This window comes from Prosthecobacter gellanilyticus (assembly GCF_007992435.1).
In the GTDB taxonomy this organism is placed as follows: Bacteria; Verrucomicrobiota; Verrucomicrobiia; order Verrucomicrobiales; family Verrucomicrobiaceae; genus Prosthecobacter; species Prosthecobacter gellanilyticus.
In genome coordinates this window covers 157,390-174,272 of record NZ_BKAG01000009.1, presented here as the reverse complement: position 1 = coordinate 174,272, position 16,883 = coordinate 157,390, and the positions used below count along the sequence as shown (strand labels likewise).

At 57.2% G+C, this 16,883-nt stretch carries 9 protein-coding genes; 2 read left to right on the top strand and 7 right to left on the bottom strand.

Annotated features, from left to right (window positions below):
• Position 1: 1 nt before the first annotated feature.
• Entirely contained in the window at positions 2-4,849 is a 4,848-nt protein-coding gene (locus BGE01nite_RS08480) for an NACHT domain-containing protein (RefSeq protein ID WP_146850007.1), read from the top strand.
• Between the two features lie 21 nt (positions 4,850-4,870).
• Here BGE01nite_RS08480 and BGE01nite_RS08475 read toward each other — a convergent pair whose 3' ends face one another.
• The 3 genes from BGE01nite_RS08475 to BGE01nite_RS08465 all read right to left on the bottom strand — a co-directional run bounded on the left by BGE01nite_RS08475 (position 4,871) and on the right by BGE01nite_RS08465 (position 8,615).
• A complete protein-coding gene (locus BGE01nite_RS08475; RefSeq protein WP_218032937.1) occupies positions 4,871-6,109 on the bottom strand; it encodes a Gfo/Idh/MocA family protein in 1,239 nt (412 codons plus the stop codon).
• Positions 6,110-6,636: 527 nt separating this feature from the next.
• Positions 6,637-7,641 carry an aspartyl protease family protein gene (locus tag BGE01nite_RS08470; protein WP_146850005.1) on the bottom strand — a complete coding sequence of 335 codons (1,005 nt, stop codon included), beginning with the start codon at positions 7,639-7,641 and terminating at the stop codon, positions 6,637-6,639.
• A gap of 125 nt (positions 7,642-7,766) precedes the next feature.
• Positions 7,767-8,615: a PIG-L deacetylase family protein gene (locus BGE01nite_RS08465; protein WP_146850004.1), complete on the bottom strand. Its 849-nt coding sequence runs from the start codon at positions 8,613-8,615 to the stop codon at positions 7,767-7,769.
• Positions 8,616-8,885: 270 nt separating this feature from the next.
• Between BGE01nite_RS08465 and BGE01nite_RS08460 the strand changes: the two genes are divergently transcribed.
• On the top strand, positions 8,886-9,584 hold the full coding sequence (locus BGE01nite_RS08460; protein ID WP_246145684.1) for an RNA polymerase sigma factor: 699 nt from the start codon (positions 8,886-8,888) through the stop codon (positions 9,582-9,584).
• Positions 9,585-9,603: 19 nt separating this feature from the next.
• On the opposite strand, the gene BGE01nite_RS08455 is transcribed toward BGE01nite_RS08460, so the two are convergent.
• From BGE01nite_RS08455 to BGE01nite_RS08440, 4 genes are read right to left on the bottom strand one after another with little or no spacing between them, the layout of a single operon-like run.
• A complete protein-coding gene (locus BGE01nite_RS08455) occupies positions 9,604-11,148 on the bottom strand; it encodes an L-serine ammonia-lyase, iron-sulfur-dependent, subunit alpha (RefSeq protein WP_146850003.1) in 1,545 nt (514 codons plus the stop codon).
• The gene (locus tag BGE01nite_RS08450) at positions 11,145-13,934 is read right to left on the bottom strand and encodes a sialate O-acetylesterase (protein WP_146850002.1); all 2,790 of its coding nucleotides are present in this window, start codon (positions 13,932-13,934) and stop codon (positions 11,145-11,147) included. Before BGE01nite_RS08450 ends, BGE01nite_RS08455 begins: the two co-directional genes overlap by 4 nt.
• Positions 13,931-15,355, bottom strand: a complete 1,425-nt coding sequence (locus BGE01nite_RS08445) for a sulfatase (RefSeq protein ID WP_146850001.1) — start codon at positions 15,353-15,355, stop codon at positions 13,931-13,933. The genes BGE01nite_RS08450 and BGE01nite_RS08445 overlap by 4 nt, the downstream gene beginning before the upstream one ends.
• Positions 15,352-16,872, bottom strand: a complete 1,521-nt coding sequence (locus tag BGE01nite_RS08440; RefSeq protein ID WP_146850000.1) for a sulfatase family protein — start codon at positions 16,870-16,872, stop codon at positions 15,352-15,354. Before BGE01nite_RS08440 ends, BGE01nite_RS08445 begins: the two co-directional genes overlap by 4 nt.
• Positions 16,873-16,883 lie beyond the last annotated feature (11 nt).

The window sequence follows — 16,883 nt, the reverse complement described above, 5'->3', positions numbered from 1 at the left end:
AATGGACACTGCTCAGCTATGGTTCGACGTCGAATCCCCTCCGGTTCCCCCACCAACCATAACCCGGGAGCAAACACTTCCCTTTGGAAGTCTTTCTTGGGAAAACTTCGAGCGTCTTTGCTTTCGACTCGCACATCGGGATGGCGATGTAGAAGCCGCGAGAGTCTATGGGGAGCCTGGCCAAGCACAGGAAGGAATTGATCTATATGTTCGTGATTCGGCTGGCGGGTATGGCACTTGGCAATGCAAACGATACAGGGAAATTACAGCAACTAACATCAAGGATGCCGTCACAAAGTTTTTAGATGGAGATTGGGCAAGCAGGAGCAAGAGCTTCCGGCTTGCGGTAGCTCCAAGCTTAAACGCAACGGAGCTAGCCGAGGAGATAGAAAGACAGCACAAACGATGCAAAGATAGAGGCATCGTTTTTGAGCCTTTAGACAGGGACCGTCTTTCATTGATGTTGAAAGACCATCCTGATCTGGTTGACGATTTCTTCGACCGACCTTGGGTTCATGCATTTAATGGGCCACAAGCGGCAAACAACTTGTCAGGGCGTAAGCTCAATCGGGAAAATCGGATCAGCGCACGTCGTTTCATTTTAACTTTATATGCTACTCTTTTTCAAAGCGTTGATGGTGGTATTCCTGCGGCGTATCCTCATTTCGGCGGGGCGGTAAGGCCAGTGGCAGTCTTTGATCGCTATGTTGAGCCATCTATCGAGCTTGTTGAATCTGTGGTTGAACAAGACCGCAGACCTCGATCACAAGACAGCACTGAAGAAAGCGCTCGATCATCTATACACACGCGATTCCAAAGAAGAGAAATAAGAACCACAGTCTCATTATCCGTAGGCTTAGCTGCGAGTGATCGATTTCTATTAATTGGTGGTGCAGGCTTCGGGAAAAGCGCTGCTTTACGGGTCGTGATCTACGCACTACTGAGCGACAGCACTCGTTTCCCCACACTTGCGAAATCTTGGGCGCATCGGCTACCGCTGTTACTTCCTTTCGCATACTTAACTCATCATTTCGCCGAGAACGCAGCCCCTTCCATTGAGGGCGCACTCCATTCATGGCTAAGTGTTCTTGGAGCGAAGAGTGAAGTGCTATCGCTCCTTGAAGAAATGTTAGCAGACGAACGCCTTATTCTTCTAGTTGATGGTCTCGACGAGTGGCAGAATCAAGAAGCAGCAGCGTCGGCATTTACTGCTTTGACTGCCTATGTTCAAACTAGACACCTTCCAATTATCGCAACGAGTCGCCCGCTTGGATTTGAGCGCATCAGTGATTTTGGTCCTGATTGGAAGAGAGCGAGCCTTCTCCCCCTCACGGTCCCACAGCAACGAGAATTTGCCACCTACTGGTTCAGGCATTTTCATCAAGCTGAAGGATCTCTTGCCATGGTGGCATTGGAGTCGGCAGTAACGCGTGACGCGTCAGAGTTTACGGACGACTTATACACTGATCCTGCTTTATCCGAGTTAGGAGGCGTTCCGTTACTGCTCTCAGCAATGATCTATTTGCGCCTTATGGGACGGGTGCTTCCTAATAGCAGGCTGGCTGCTATCGAGGAACTTGTAAAAGCACTGTTGGATGATCAGCCGCATCGCCGAGCAAGAGCAGCAATGCAACGAGCCGATCTGTCCATTTTGCGCTCCAATCGAGTTCGACGTGGGATCGAGTATCTGGCATATCGCATTCATCACGAGCCTAACTCACTGGTCGTGTCGAATGAACGGGCAATTGAACTCCTTCGCGCCTATTTCCACTCTGAAATCGATTTACCTACGGGCGAAGCAGAAGAATGGTCGAATCGTGTTCTCGAATTAGGCCAACATGAGTTCGGGATATTGGTAGCGCCGCAAGAACAACATGTTGGGCTGGTTCACCGGATCTTTCAAGAGTACTTAGCTGCCAAGTATCTGTCTAGATTGCCTCTTGATCGAGTAAGAGAATACTGCGCAGAATCAGGTAGGAGGACACCATGGCATGAAGTGACGCTATCTCTCATGCAGTTGTTAGACCGTCCGGATGACGTCGACGGGCTAATTGAAGAGATTCTAAAACCACCGTTAGATCAAATCGACGAACCTACTCAACAAATTTTACTAACGCGCCTTGCCGTAGCAGAAATTAATTGTTCCCGCAGAAAAGCGCGCGAGCTCGTCAACCAAGCGTTCTCATGGATTGAATGTGGCCGTTGGATGCCTTTGCGTCTTGTACTGATAAGGGAGATGGCAAGAGGCCTGCTTTCGGAGCATGTAAGTGATCTTGTCGCGGCACGGATGAGCAGGTGGTTTCCTGGCCGTGTCGAGTGGATGAATGAGGCCCCGGCAAGTGCCGCAGAGAATCCCATGCCTGACACGGTTTCAAATTTGCGCATCGCATTGCACAACTGCACCAGTAGGTATGAGTATCGTAGGATTGCCGAAGCTCTGGCTTGTTGCGCTTCAAATGCGCCACAATTAGCCGACGAATTGCTCACAATCCTCAAAGAAGGAGCCGAGGCAACTTTGCTTGCATCCGCCTTGCACGCCTTTGCTAGAGGGTGGCCCGAACATCCAGCACTCCCCTCGGTTTTGGAATCAGCAAGTAAAGCTAAAGCACTAGAAATCCGATACGTCGCAGTGCTAGCTCAGTTTCACCGTGGCGAACGTTCTTCGGAAGTGCGTTCGGCGTTGATAGGTTTCTGTCGCCAAGAAAGCATGCTTTGGCCTTGGGGCAGGGATATAGTAAGTGCGCTGTCGGCAGGGTGGCCACACGATCTCGAACTAAAACGTGAAGCATTAGGACAGGTTGGACGTGTTGGGTTCCCGGACTCGATTCCTTCTCGGCTGGCAATACAATATCTTGTTAGCGGATGTCCAGGCGATGACGAGGTAGCCCAGATGCTAGCAACCCAGATGTCGATGCATCGCAGAAACGACCTCGATCTTGTTCTCAGCGATATACATGAATCGTTACTCGCGGGCTTCACCCGACACAGATTGCTAATTTCTCCCGCAGAGGAATGGCTCGAGAGGAATCGCACGGGCCATAACCCAATGGAGACTGCTATAATTGCAAAACTTGGAGGCACGCTAAAGTGTCGTCAAGCCTTGCTCGACTGGCTACGTCAAGGTCACTCTATGCCCGCATGGATTATCTCTACCCTATTCGATATGTATGGGTCGGAAGACGTGGAAATACATGCCGTCTTGGCCGAATACATACGCGATGAAAAGAGACGCGCAGAAGCTGCAAAGTGGCTTCCCACTATCATTCAAGAAAAGAGCAATCTGAGCGACGCGCTGCGACAAATTGCCCGGCAATCACATACTTCCGAGTCTTGTCGGGCTTTGGAGGCTCTAGTAGAGACAGAGGGGCGCGACACACCGGATATCTGGCTAATAGCTGAAACTAGGCTTATAAATGACAGTGAGGGTCATTACTGGCGCCTCGGGCATAAAACCCTTTTGGGAATTTGGCCCGAAAAACCTTTGATTCGCCAATTGGCAAAATCCAACATGTATTCGAGCGACATAATGTTGTCGTCGCTCTATGAAGTATATGCGACCGATGCCGAGATACGTCCCATGTTGGATAAGACTATGCAAGCCGTTCATGAGGATCTCAGGCTGGAGCTAGTGCGTGCTATTGATCCCTTGGCTCGAAGGGGTATAGCAAGCGCCATCACGATTCTAAGTGAATATCGACATGAGCCGAGGGGAGAAACAAGAACCGTGGCAGCTCGCGCCTATGCCCGCTCATGTATCCGCACAGGATATCCTACACACGACTTTATAGCAGAGCTTGAGTCAGACCTTAAATGTTTTGGACTGGAAGAAGCACGGCAACAAGCGGCCATAGCCGCCTTACTGGAACTCGGACGTGTTGATGTGATAGCAAAAGAGCCAAAAAATGGACGCCCGCTCGAACTGAGCACCTTTGCCAACTCTCAGAACAATTGGGAGTTCGTATCATCACTTGTAGAGCATTGGGACTCTTTGGTTACAAACATACCTGACATCTGGGCCAAATTTCGTCATGTAGCAGTTCTTGTCAGCGAGTTGGCCAAAGCTGGAAAAGGAAAGCATGCCATTGAGCAAACAAGCGCCCTTGAGGAAACCGTTAGGAATACCACCCATCTGGACCTTGAAGATGTGCAAGCTCTGATCATTCTGCATGGACGTAGCACAAATCTCCGAGATCTGTTCCTAACTAGACTCCAGCACTTTCAGTCAGGAAGGGGGCAATCGATGATGATGTTGGAAACTCGTGCATATAATGCAATGGCTTCCTATTTGGTCGATCATTTCCCTGGAGATGCGACAGCAGGCCAAGTGTTAGCATTGGTGGCAGAGGATGGACTTATACAAGAAGTTGGTTTGGTGGCATTGTGCAGGGGTTGGCCTGACTCAAATCGAATTGCTGACGCAATCGAAAATTTGCCTCGTTATATTGATGGGCCCGAACCAGTAACCGCATGGTTATTTGCTTTAAAGGCAAACGCATCCCTGATGGCAGACTATATCGAACGTTATCCGGCCAAACTAAAAAAATCATATTTCGGCGAGGCTAGGGATGGCCTCCAGGCTATAAATTCAAGACTACAGACAGATCGAGACTGCAGAGATTTGACTCTGGGTAAGTTGCAAGTTGTTGCCGATCTCGACACTCAGATCACACTAGCGGGATTGATAGCGCCAGCAGTACAGACTGATCACGTATTTCGCGAATGGATTTCTAATCAACTCTTATACCTCCGTGAGGATGCCGGACCACTTTGTCAACTCGCTCGGGATACCGCAACCAATGAGGTGAGACCTGTCAAGTTTGCACTCCTCGAGGCAGCCCTAACAACATAGTCGAGTAACTGGAGAATAGGTTTACAAACTCCACCCCTTCCTCGGCTCCCGTGACAAGAACCGGTTCGCAGCCTCATTGTTCGTGATCTTCATCGCCTTCGCATCCCACAGGATCTTGCCACCGGCACGGAACGCGACATTCCCCAAATGGTTCGCCTCACTGAGCGGCCCGGCATAACTGAACGGGCTCGCCGTCGGCGTGCCATTCTTGATCGCGTTGATCCACTCGGCGTGCTGGCCGGGGCTGTCGGCGATGAAGGGCTTGGGCGGTTGGAAATCCTTGAACTGGGCTTCGGGCAGCAGGACGTGCTTGCTGTAGTCGGAGAGCAGCATGCCTTGGTCACCGATGAAGAGCACACCGCTGCCCCACTGGCTGATGAGGGGATCGTTCTTCCACACGTCCGGTTTGCTGCTGCCCTGGTGCCAGTGCAGCGTGCAGGCGGGCATCTCCCCGCGCGGACCGTATTCATACACCGCATGCATGTTCGCCGGGGCGATCTCCGGGTGCGGCTCGGGCCCAAAGGCCTCGATGCTCAGCGGCGCGTCCAGCTTCAGCGCCCAGAACGGCAGGTCGTTCCAGTGGCTGCCCAGATCAGACATCGTGCCATTGCCGAAATCCCACCAGCGATACCATTTCGGCCCCGGGAAATAAACCTCGTTGTACGGGCGATACGGCGCCGGGCCTAACCAAAGATCCCAATCCAGATACGGCGGCGGAGTCTGCTCCTCCTTCGGCCGTTCCGTCACAAAGACAATGTCCTTGTTCTTCTCCGCCTCCTCCTGGCTCTGCAAACCCCAGGAGCGCGACACACACACATGCGCCTCCCTGACCTTGCCGATGGCCCCGCTCTGGATCAGCTCCACCACCCGGCGATAGTTCGGCATGCCATGGATCTGCGTGCCCATCTGCGTCACCACACCCGCGTCCGCCGCCGCCTTCGTGATCAGCCGCGCCTCCGCCACATCCCGCGTCAGCGGCTTCTCGCAATACACCGGCTTCTTCATCTTCAGCGCCGGCATGGTGGCATACGCATGCGTGTGCTCCGTCGTGCTCACCACCACCCCGTCTATCTCGCTCTCCTTGATCGTCTCATACAGCTTGCGGAAATCCCGGAACGCCCTCGCCCCTTTGAAAGCCGCCGCCGCCCGGTCCAGGTTCTCCCCGTTCACATCACAGATCGCCACCACATTCTCGCTCGGCTCCGGAATCGGCGCGCTGCTCGTCTTCTCATTCGCACCCTTCCCCCTCAAAAGCGGCACCCCCACCAAACTCTGCACATTCGAAGCCCCCCGTCCCCCCACCCCGATGAACACCAAGTTCAACTTCGAGTTCGGCGACCGCGCACGAGTGATCGCCGGAAACCCCAGCGTCCCGGCAGCAGCGGCCAATGAACTCTGAGCAAGAAAACAACGACGGGAAGAAGTCTGGCTGGGCATGCAGACCAAACGGTTCCTCAATTCGGTGTCTTGCGTGCACTCCAGCTCCGGGGTTATTCGCGGGTGATTTTGACAGGATTAACAGGATGATAAGATGAACAAGATTCGAACCCCTTTCTTGTTTGGGTTCCCGTGATGGTCACGGCCTTGGACAGGAGCGTGGACACTCTTGTCCACGGCTTGGATGGTGACCGAACGAGCGTCCGCTAGACACCGCTCACAAATTCCGTCTCCGATCCCCCAAAAGCCCAAAACCTAACCAAAAGACCTTCCGGAATCCTGTTAATCCTGAATCCTGTAAATCCTGTCAAAAAAAGCCCCGTTACATTCACGAGCCAAGCCCTGCCTTCTCACCACTCCAACCACAACCGTCTCTGCCTGAAATCAAACGTCACGCGGTAATCCTTCAGAAAGAACGACCCCACCCGCGGCAGCCCCGGCGAGATATCAATCTCCGCCTGCTTGTACTTCCCGCCGAGCAGCGAGATCTCCGGCAGAGTCACCGTGCGCAGCCGCGCCTTGTCAGACGTCACCGTGCCACCCACCGCCACCAGCACCAGCCCCTCCACAATCTTCCCCTGATCCTGCACCCCCAGCTTCGTCGCGATCGTCTCATCGATCTCGATGCCATTAAAAGAACCCGTATCCAAGAGGCACGACCACTTCACCCCCTTCGACTCCAGATTGATAAACGCCACGCCTTGCTGAACGCGAAACGGCGCCGTCGAACGCCTCAGCATCGAATTCGGCCGGAACGCCTCACGAAACCCAAACGTCGCCTTCTTCGTCCGGTAATCGATCGTCAGATACGAGCAGTACCGCGTCGGCAGATCAAAGCCCAGAATGTTCGCCGGGTAATGCACACCCTGGCCAAAATTCTCAAACGTCCGCACAAAACACGGATACGCCGGCAAGCTCCACGCCCCGATCTGCAGCGGCGAAAGCAGCCCCACCAGCCCCTGCTCCTTCCCCACCACACCCAGCATCGTCGCCTGCACCTGCCGTGAGTCGATCGTCGCCACACCGGCCTTCACCGCATCCTGCGCGCCCATCACCAGACGCGCCGCGCCGCTGTCCAGCAGCATCTCCATCGGCTCATCCTTCGGTCCCGTCGCCTGGATCACCGGCGTGCCCGAGCGCAGCACAAACGGCACCGTCACAGGATGCGACGGCAAGTCAGCGCGGATGGCCTTGTCCAGCCCCGTCAGACGGCTCTGAAACTCCGCCTTCGAAATCGTCCCCGCCTGCAGCTTCCGCATCGTCCCCGCGCTCACCGGACCATGTCCGGAATTCACACACCCCGTGCCCAACAGCGCCAGAAGCGCGACACTGAGAGGAACAAGACAGCGAAGCATAGAGAGATAGAAACAAAGACAGAGCGAGAGCAAAACCGCGACCGCAATCTAGCGAAGACTTCCCCGCCGACAAGACTTCAACGCACGCGGGCATCTCGCGGATGCCCGGCGCTCATCAAGCCGCATCACAAGAAGCGCTTCATACGATCCGCCACATCCTTTTCCAGACGGCGCACATAGTTCAGCGTGTACTCTTCCACGTCGATCTTGTCATCCTCGGCCAGCGGCGTCAGATCCATCGCATACGTCAGCAGGCTGGTCTTGTCCGTCGTGTGGGAGTCAAAATACGTCGCGTTCGCATGACGCAGACCTTCTTCAGCGAGGTCATAGCGCTTGCCACCGCTGATCTGGCTGTCAAACACGCCTAACAAAGGACGCAACAAATGCGGATACTTGTCCACCCAGAGCATCACCTTGTCATCCGTCAGCATCCAGTCCAGCTTGCGCCAGACCTCGCAGCCATAGACCTTCTTCGGGCGCATCTCCGGCGGCAGCTCGCGGATGGCCTCGATACAGCGCAGAAAGGTCGCCACATGCGTGTCATGACGGTCGCAGGGATTGTGCACATACAGGATCTGCGGCTGCGCATGCTCCAAAATGAACTTCAGGTCCGCGACGACACCCGGGCGGTTCTCGCGCTTCACCTCATCACTCGGATAGCCAAGCTGGATCATGACGCTGTACTCACCCACATAGGCCGCCTTGCGCTGCTCCGTGAGACGCACCTTCTGCATCTCCTCGTCCGTGTAGTTTTCATACGGCCCCTTGCGCGGGCTGCCAGCGCCGTCCGTCACCACCACACCACCGAACCATTTGTCCGCCGTGTGAAAGCACTCCGTGATGCCGTGGTAGGCCGCGATCTCCAGGTCATCCTGGTGAGAAACGATGCCCAGGTGCGTCACGCGATGCAGCGCAGTCCAGGGGTCGGTGTTATCAGGGATGAAGACGTCGTTTTTGGGGTGTCGAAAAGTCACTGGACCCCCAATAAGCGCAGCGGTCCCCCCGGTGCAAGATGCGATCCCGGTGCATTTGGACCGCCTCTCGGCCCTTCTGTTACCCTCCTCCCGAGGGAAGCCCCGCCTCACCCTCGCCCCGCTTCCCTTGCTCATTGTTCTCCGCCTAATGACCACCACCCCACCCTTCCCCCGGCAAACGCGCTCCCCATTTCACGACCGGCCATCCCTCATCCCTCCAATTCAAACTTTCCCCGCAACCGTCTTCTACGACCGATGTTGAAGGCCTGCATGATTGCCGCTAGCGTCGCCGGTCTCCTGCCCACCACACCCGTCATGCCGGAACCGGAATGGCCCTCCTCCGTCACACCCTCCGTGTCCGCTGACACGGAGGATTCGTCATGCGATCTGGAGAGCGTCCGCCTCATGCTGCGAGTCAAAGAGGGCGATGTGAAGGCCTTTGAGATGCTCGTGGAGCTTCATCAGGGTGTCATGATCGGCACAGCCGCGCGCATGCTCGGGAACATTGATGACGCGCATGACATCGCCCAGCAGGTGTTTCTGCGCGTGTGGAAGAGCGCCCCGCGCTATGAGCCGACGGCCAAGTTCACGACCTGGCTCTTCACCATCATGCGGAACCTCGTCTTCAACGAGACCCGCCGCCGCAGCCGCCGGAAAGAAACCTCCCTCGAAGGTGACAGCGAGCAGGATGATGGCCTCCAGCGCCAGTTTGCCGATCACACCTCCCCTGCCCCCGACCACATCACCCAGCAGGACGAGCTCGAAAAAGCTCTCGATAAAGCCATCGCCGCTCTTCCTGAAAAACAGCGTCTCGCCGTGGTCCTGCGTCGTCACGAAGAGATGCCCTATGAGCAGATCTGCGAGATCCTGAAGATGTCACTCCCCGCCGTGAAAAGCCTCCTCTTCCGCGCCCGCACCGAGCTGCGCAAACACCTCGTCAGTTACCTCGGCGAAGATCCGATGGAGTAGGCAAGGGCTAAATCATCGCTCAATGACAGGAGCAGCTGCCGCAGCCCTTCTTGAGGCCTGCGAGCCGCTTCTCGATCGCCAACGAGGTCGGCGTCACCGCCAGACCGCCCAGTGAGGTGCAGCGATGCTCACGCGGCATCCGCTCGGCCACCGCTTTCGCGGCATCGATGACTTCATCCAGCGGGATGAGAGGGTCAAAACCCGCGAGCGCCATGTTCGCGCAAGAAAGGGCATTGCTGGCAGCCATGACGTTCTTGCCCAAGCAAGGAGCTTCGACACGGTTCGCGATGGGATCACAGATCAAGCCCAGCATGGATTGAAACGCCATCGAAGCCGCGGCAATGGCCTGATCACGCGTGCCACCTGCCAGCGTCACGAGAGCCGCCGCTGCCATGGATGATGCCGCCCCGCCCTCGGCCTGACAGCCGCCCACCTCCGCCGCAAAAGTCCAGCGCGTGGCAATGAAGACGCCGATCAAGCCAGCGGCGAGCATCGCCTTCGCCATCTCATCCTCTCCGCGATTCATGGATTCTGCCATGCCGATCACCGCCCCGGGAAGCGCGGCACATGCACCCGCCGTGGGCGCGGCCACGATCACGCCCATGCTGCTCTTCACCTCCATCAGAGCCGTGACGTAGAGCACCATGCGGTTCAGCGCACCACCATCGAGCAACAGGCCCGCATTCAGCATGTCCTGAAAGCGCCCGCTTTGATGCCCCAGAACACGATCCTCATAACTCGTCCCCGCAATCCCTTGCGTGATCGACTTTCGCAAAATGCGCACAATCTCGACCATCTTGGCGATCACTTCCTTCTCAGTAAAACTGCCTCGCGCGCATTCATACTCCACCGCGAGCTGCCACAGCGGCGTGTGCTTCGCGGCATCATGCGCTAGCATCTCCGCACAACTCGCAAACGGCACGCGCACATCCTTGCGTGACGGCACAGGCAGCACCGGCGCGAGCCTCTTGACTGAGGCCGGCTTCAATCCCTCCGTGGAAACAAAGCCAGCCGCCTCGATCTGCACGATCACCCCCTTTTCTACCGGGTGGATGATGATCTCATCAGTTTCAAAGCGTCCTGAGATTCCATTGGGCAGCCAGATCAGTGTCTCATGATAGCCGCCGTCCATGTGCATCGGCACACCATCAATGCTGAGCACCTCCATCATGCCACCACCGGTGGAGACAGCGATGAGCGAGTGCTGCTCCCGCCTGTTCTTGAGCGTGAGCCGATACGTGTTCGGGTGCGCGTCACCGACATCGATCGTTTCGATGCGCATCTTGATCCCCGCATCGGCCAGTGCTTGCGCAGAGTCCGGCAGGCGTTCATCATCAGCCTCCCAGCCAAGCAAGCCACCAAAGAGCCCCATGTCACTCCCCTGGCTCTCATGCGTCGTTGGCAGCGAGCCTGAGACGTCAAACTCCACGAGCACCTCCGTGATCTCACCGTCCATCAGATCCCTCGCCAGTCGTCCGATGCGCAGCGCCGCCGCGCAGTGAGAGCTTGATGGCCCTCTCATCACAGGACCGATCACGTCGTTGAAAATGGAGACAGGTGTCATGGCGTTTCCAGTTCCTGTTGGGTTGCGATGGGCACGTAGCCGATTTCTAAACCCTTCGGCGGCGTGAGGATAAGAGCTGGGTCGATCTCGGCGAGCTTCCCAAAATCAGGCGGTGGCAGATAGTCACGGTCCTTCGTCCAGGCACGATGCAGTTTCTCGGCACGTTTCTGCACCTGTTCGCGCTCTTCGTCGGTGAGGTCAGCATTCAGCATCGCCGGCTGGTCGGCGAAGCGATACCAATAATACGTCACCACACTGCCATCACCCAGGCGCGCCTTGAATGGACCAGCCGCAGGCCCGGGTTTCTTCCAGCAGCTCGCGGCATCATCCGGTGTCGTGCGTGGCTCCTGCGGCTTCTCCTTCGGCGTTTCAAAGCGGTGCTGGGTGAGGCCTAGATGGGCAGGCACATCCTTGGACGAGATCACCTGCCACTGCGGCTTTTTGCCATTCGAATCCAGACGAAAATATTCCGGCAGCGTGACGAGCGGACCGTGGGCAGATGTCGTCTGCTCATTCCATTGGTAGCCAAACGTGATTGCGTCTGGAGAAAAGGACGTGGCAAAGGAATTCCACGCTAGCGAGATCTTGTCTTCGCGCTTCGTGCCCGGCGGATAGATGCTCCAGTTCGAGCCACCGCCCTGACGAAACTTGTGCACGGCGGCAGCCTCTGATTGGATGCGCCCCTCAGACGCGGCACCACCCTCAAACCAGCGCTGCACATCATCCCACAGCGCCGCTTTTTGATACGCGGTGATGCGGTGCAGCACCCTCGAATGTCCATCCGCCCCCCGGGGAAACGAGGTCGGGGCCACACGTGCATACTGAGTGCCATCGTTGTCGGTCGCCAGCATGGCGGGCACATGCTGGGTCTCCATCTGGATCGCCTTGTTAGGCCCGGCTGGGCATGAGTCGAGCATCAATCCAGCCCACTCAGGATGCTCCACCGTTGCCTGCGACCAGAAGAACGGCGTGAAGAAAGCCACCGGGCCTTTGAAGTTTCCGGTGCTCAGAAACAACGTCCAGCAATGGTTGCCCGTGGGCACATCCTTGCCTGCGGTGGTCCTTTTCGGATTCGTCAGCGGCAGCGGCAGGTAGCCATAGCCGAAGAGCTCGCCGCACGTCCCTTGCTTCAGGTTCAGACCATCGAGCGGAAACAGCACCCACGGACTGAGCTGTGCCACGCCATATTGCCCACGCGGCTTTTCCCACGTGCCTGCGCCATAACCCGGACCATTCGCGATCACGGAGAAGTTCGGCCCCACACCACCCATGATGAACTTCGGCGTGATCGTCGGGAAGTGTGTGTCCCTCCACCAGCCGAGTCCGCCCTCGATGTCGGTGTAGCATTTTTCCTTCGGCTTCTGCGCCTCCGTCCACTGCGGATGCATCCATGTGCCGCAGAGTCCGGTTTGAAACTTGTGTCCAGGATAAGTGCCGACCAGCGGCCATGCCGCAGCATACAGGGAAAAGCCGCCATTGAACTCCTCCGGCACCTTTTCTGCCGGACCAAAAAGATAGCCCGCCATCTCACCCTCTTTTGGTGCGTTCACCGCAGCAGTGGGTTGGCGCAGCAGAGTCTCCGCAAACGCCTTGCCCATGAGCGCGAAGGTCTTCGCGCAGCCGAGATAATGATAGCCTGCATTCGAGGCCCCGCGCTTCCACAGAGCCTCTTCAGCGGGCGAGATCAGCTTGGCTTCATAGTCTTGGAGATATTCGCGCTTCTGCTCCTCGCTCATGTGACCGTCCGCGTTCGCATGATCCTTGTGCTTGTTGTTCAGGTAAGAGCCCATCTGGCGGACCTGGGCGCGCTTGTCATCGATCACGCCGAGTTCCTCGGACCAAAACGGCGCGGTGGGCACCGCGAAGACATTTCCGTTGAACTCAGGCATCTGCGAGGGAGCCGTCATCGCCTCACGGAAGACCAGCGTTTCTGGATTGGCATTCAAGCCACCGACTCCCATGACACCGATGACGAAAGGCATCTTCGGCGCTCCGAAATCCTTGCGCACATCACGGATGAAGTGGGCAAGCGCATCACTGTAAGCCGCGAAACGGTTCGGCTTGCCGCGATCGGGATAGGTGTGGCCGTCCACCATGTCATTCCAGCCTTGCAGCCACACGAATCCAGCAATCTCATAGCCCTGCGCAGCATCATAGGCAGGACACACGCGCTTGGGATCAGCCAGCACCCTTTTCACATGGTCCACCATGAACCGGTAAAAGACACCCGTCTCCTTCACCTTGTCGGCCTTCCACTTCTCCAAGTTCTTCGGGATGCCATGGCCCTCCTGTTTAGGGTAGTTCTCCTTTTGCCACTCACTCATCTCGTAGGGCCCGGCGCTCGGCGGGCGGAAGTCGGTGTGAAGACTCCTTCCACCCCACGCTGTCTTGATGATGAGCACCGGCTCCTTCAGCGCTGCATCCATTGTTAGGCCGAAGGTAAACTCCGGACCGATCTTGCCGCCATCCTTCGTGGGATCACCTCCGCGAGCACCGAAACCCGCCGTAAGCTTCCCGGTGCCCTCACCATTCGCGCTGCCATCGAACTTGCCGGTCAAATAGGAAATCCATGTGTGGTCGCACACCTTGGGTTTACCATCCGCACCCCGCATCTGCTGCAGCAGCGGAGCTGTGGCCGGGTCATCGCCGATGTAGTCAAACGTCTCGATCTTCGCATGGCCTTCCATGTTCGACTGTCCGGCGAGGATGAAGACCTTCAGCGGTTTAGCATGCGAATGGCCGCCAAGGAATGCCGCGAACGCAGCGAGGGTGAGAATGAGCTTCATGGTTTCGATGGGTAGGTGGGCGCGATATGTTTGGGCGCGAGCAAACGCATTTCAGCGAGCCTGGCAGTGTGATCGGGCTTGGTGGCGAGGTTGTTCCATTCGTGCGGATCAGTCTCGATGTCGTAGAGCTCTTCCTCGCTGCCGGCATAGTGAATGTAGCGCCAGCGCTGCGTGCTGAGCGCGTAGTTCTCCGGCTTGTCGAGATGGGTGATGGCTGCGTGAGGCCATTCGATTCTGGGGTTGCGCAAAAGCGGCGCGAGGCTGCGACTGGCGATGCCCGGCTTCGCTGGAAGGCCGCAAAGCTCGGTGAGAGTGCTGAACAAATCGACAAGGCTCACCGGGCGATCACAGATGCCGCCTGGCGCAGTGCCTTCGGGCAAACCGGGTGCGCCTTTGGGCACCCGGATCATGAGCGGAACGCGGGCGCACACACGCCAGCCAGTGAATTTTTGCCAGTGCTCCTTTTCGCCAAGATGCCAGCCGTGATCGCTCCAGAGTACCACGATGGTGTTGTCGCGCCCCGGGCTGCTTTCCAGCGCATCGAGCACACGGCCGAGCATCGCATCCGCGAAATGAATGGACGCAAGGTAAGCCTGGATGGCATTCTTCCACTGCTCGTTCTTCTGAATGTGTTCAAAGTAGCGATTCCGCGCCAGGCGCTGCCCTGCGGGCGGCACATCCACGAGATCTCCCTCTTTATATCCAGGCGGCAGCTGGATGCTTTCGAGCGGGAATGGTTCGAAATACTTCTTCGGCACAAACCACGGCTCGTGCGGCCGGTAGATGCCGCAGGCGAGAAAGAATGGGTTCTTGTGCTCGCGCTGAAGTTGCTCGCCAATCCACTTCGTCACGGTCCAATCACCGCCAAACTGCTCATCGGTCACGTCCAGCTCGGCCCAGTCGGTCTCAATGTATTGCCAGTCACCAACCCTTGGCAGACTCACCGGGCGCTCCTTGGGATAAAACGTGCGCGGGAAGGGATCATCCTTCGCTTTGTCCGGGAAGTAGTCATCCCAACTCTGCGGATCAATGATGTAGTGGAGCATCTTCCCGGAACCTGCGGACCAGTAGCCGTGGCGTGAGAAATAGCGCGGCAGGAGTTCCGCCTCCGGCAGCACCTCACGCATCTTTTGCACGTTGTTGTATAGCCCTGAGCGATGCGGCGGCAGGCCGCTGAAGATCGCACTGCGCGAGGGGTTGCACGATGCCGCTGCCGTGTAGGCATTGCGAAACAGCATCCCGCTCGCCGCCAGACGATCAAGATTTGGCGTCTTCGCCTGCGGATGTCCACCGAGGCAGCCGATCCAATCATTGAGATCATCCAACGCGATGAAGAGGACGTTAGGCCTTGGCTCTGCGCCAGACAGCGGCACACTGCCGAGGACACTGAGAACACAAAGAATGGTGAGCAGAGTTCTCATGGACGGCTGCGGCCCGCAGTTTTGGAAAGGTCCAGCAGGGCTTTGAGTTCCCTCACGATCTCAGGCTTCCTTGAGTAAAGATTGGTCGTCTCGCCGGGGTCAGTGGCGAGGTCGTAAAGTTGGGCGGGGACTTCCGGCGTGGCTTCAGCCAGGGCATAGGAGGCCATCTCGCCTCTCTCGTAGTTGTTTCCGCCGGATCCGCGGTGGTGGATGTATTTCCACTGACCGCGACGAATGGAAAGCGTGCGAGAGCCGCTGAAGGCTTGAGTGATCAAATAGGGGCGGATAGGAGCAGTGGCTTTGCCTTCGAGGGCGGCAAGGAGATTGAAACTGTCCTCCGCAGCATCGCGCGGCAACTCGCAGCCAGTGATGGCGGCGACGGTGGCCATGATGTCAGTGAGGCACGTCAGTTGATCACTCGTCGTGCCCCCTTTGACGCGGGCAGGCCAGCGCACGATGAACGGCACGCGGTGCCCGCCCTCCCAGGAGTCGCGCTTCACCCCGCGCCAGGGTTTGGCACCGTCATGGGCGTGATCGGCGCGCATGTGGACGACGGCCGTGGTTTCAGGGCCGTTGTCACTACTCAGGATGACCAGCGTGTTGTCGGCGAGGCCGCTTTTCTCAAGCTCGCGCATCAACTCGCCAACGACGTGATCGAACTCGGCGATGAAGTCACCATGCGGCCCGGCCTGCGTTTTTCCACGGAAGTCCTTTCCAGGGAAGGACGGCAGATGCACGGCCTGCGTGGCGTGGTAGAGAAAGAAAGGCTGCTTCGGTGACTTGCTCGCGTGCTGCGTGATGAACTCACGGCTCTTTTGCAGAAACAGCATGTCCACCTCTTCCATCGGGTAATCCGGCGCGATCAGACCTCCGCGGCAGTCATTCGCATACGGATGCTTCGGCAGCGTGGAGCGATCGATCGGTCCCATTGGCGGCGCGGGAATACGATCACCGTCGATAAATGCATAGAGCCAGTCGGTGGTGGGACAGCACGCAGTGCCAAAGAAGTGATCAAAACCATGATCAAGCGGCCCGCCTTCGATTCGACGTGAAAAGTCGGTGCGGCGGACGGCTTCGATGCCGTCCTTGTGGATGGGTTTGCCTTCGGAATCACGAAACGTTAGGCCGATATGCCATTTGCCGATCGCGGCAGTCGCGTAGCCCTGCTGCTTCAGCATCGCCGGCAGCGTCAGCCTCCCCGGAGAGATCAATGACGGCCCGCCCGCTCCCGTGAAGACCGTTCCACCTCGTGGCACACGGAAAGCCATCTGCCCTGTCATCAGACTGTAACGTGACGGCGTACAGACGGTGGCCGGACTGTGTGCATCCGTGAAACGCATGCCCTCGCTCGCAAGCTTGTCGATGTTCGGCGTCGACACCTTCGAGTCGGTATTGTAGCAACGCACATCGCCATAACCTAGATCATCGGCAAGGATGATGACGATGTTTGGCTTGTCCGCCGCCAAGGTGCCGCAGAGCAAAGCCAGCGAGATGATGAAGGTGAGCAGGCAGTTCATGCAGTCGTCAT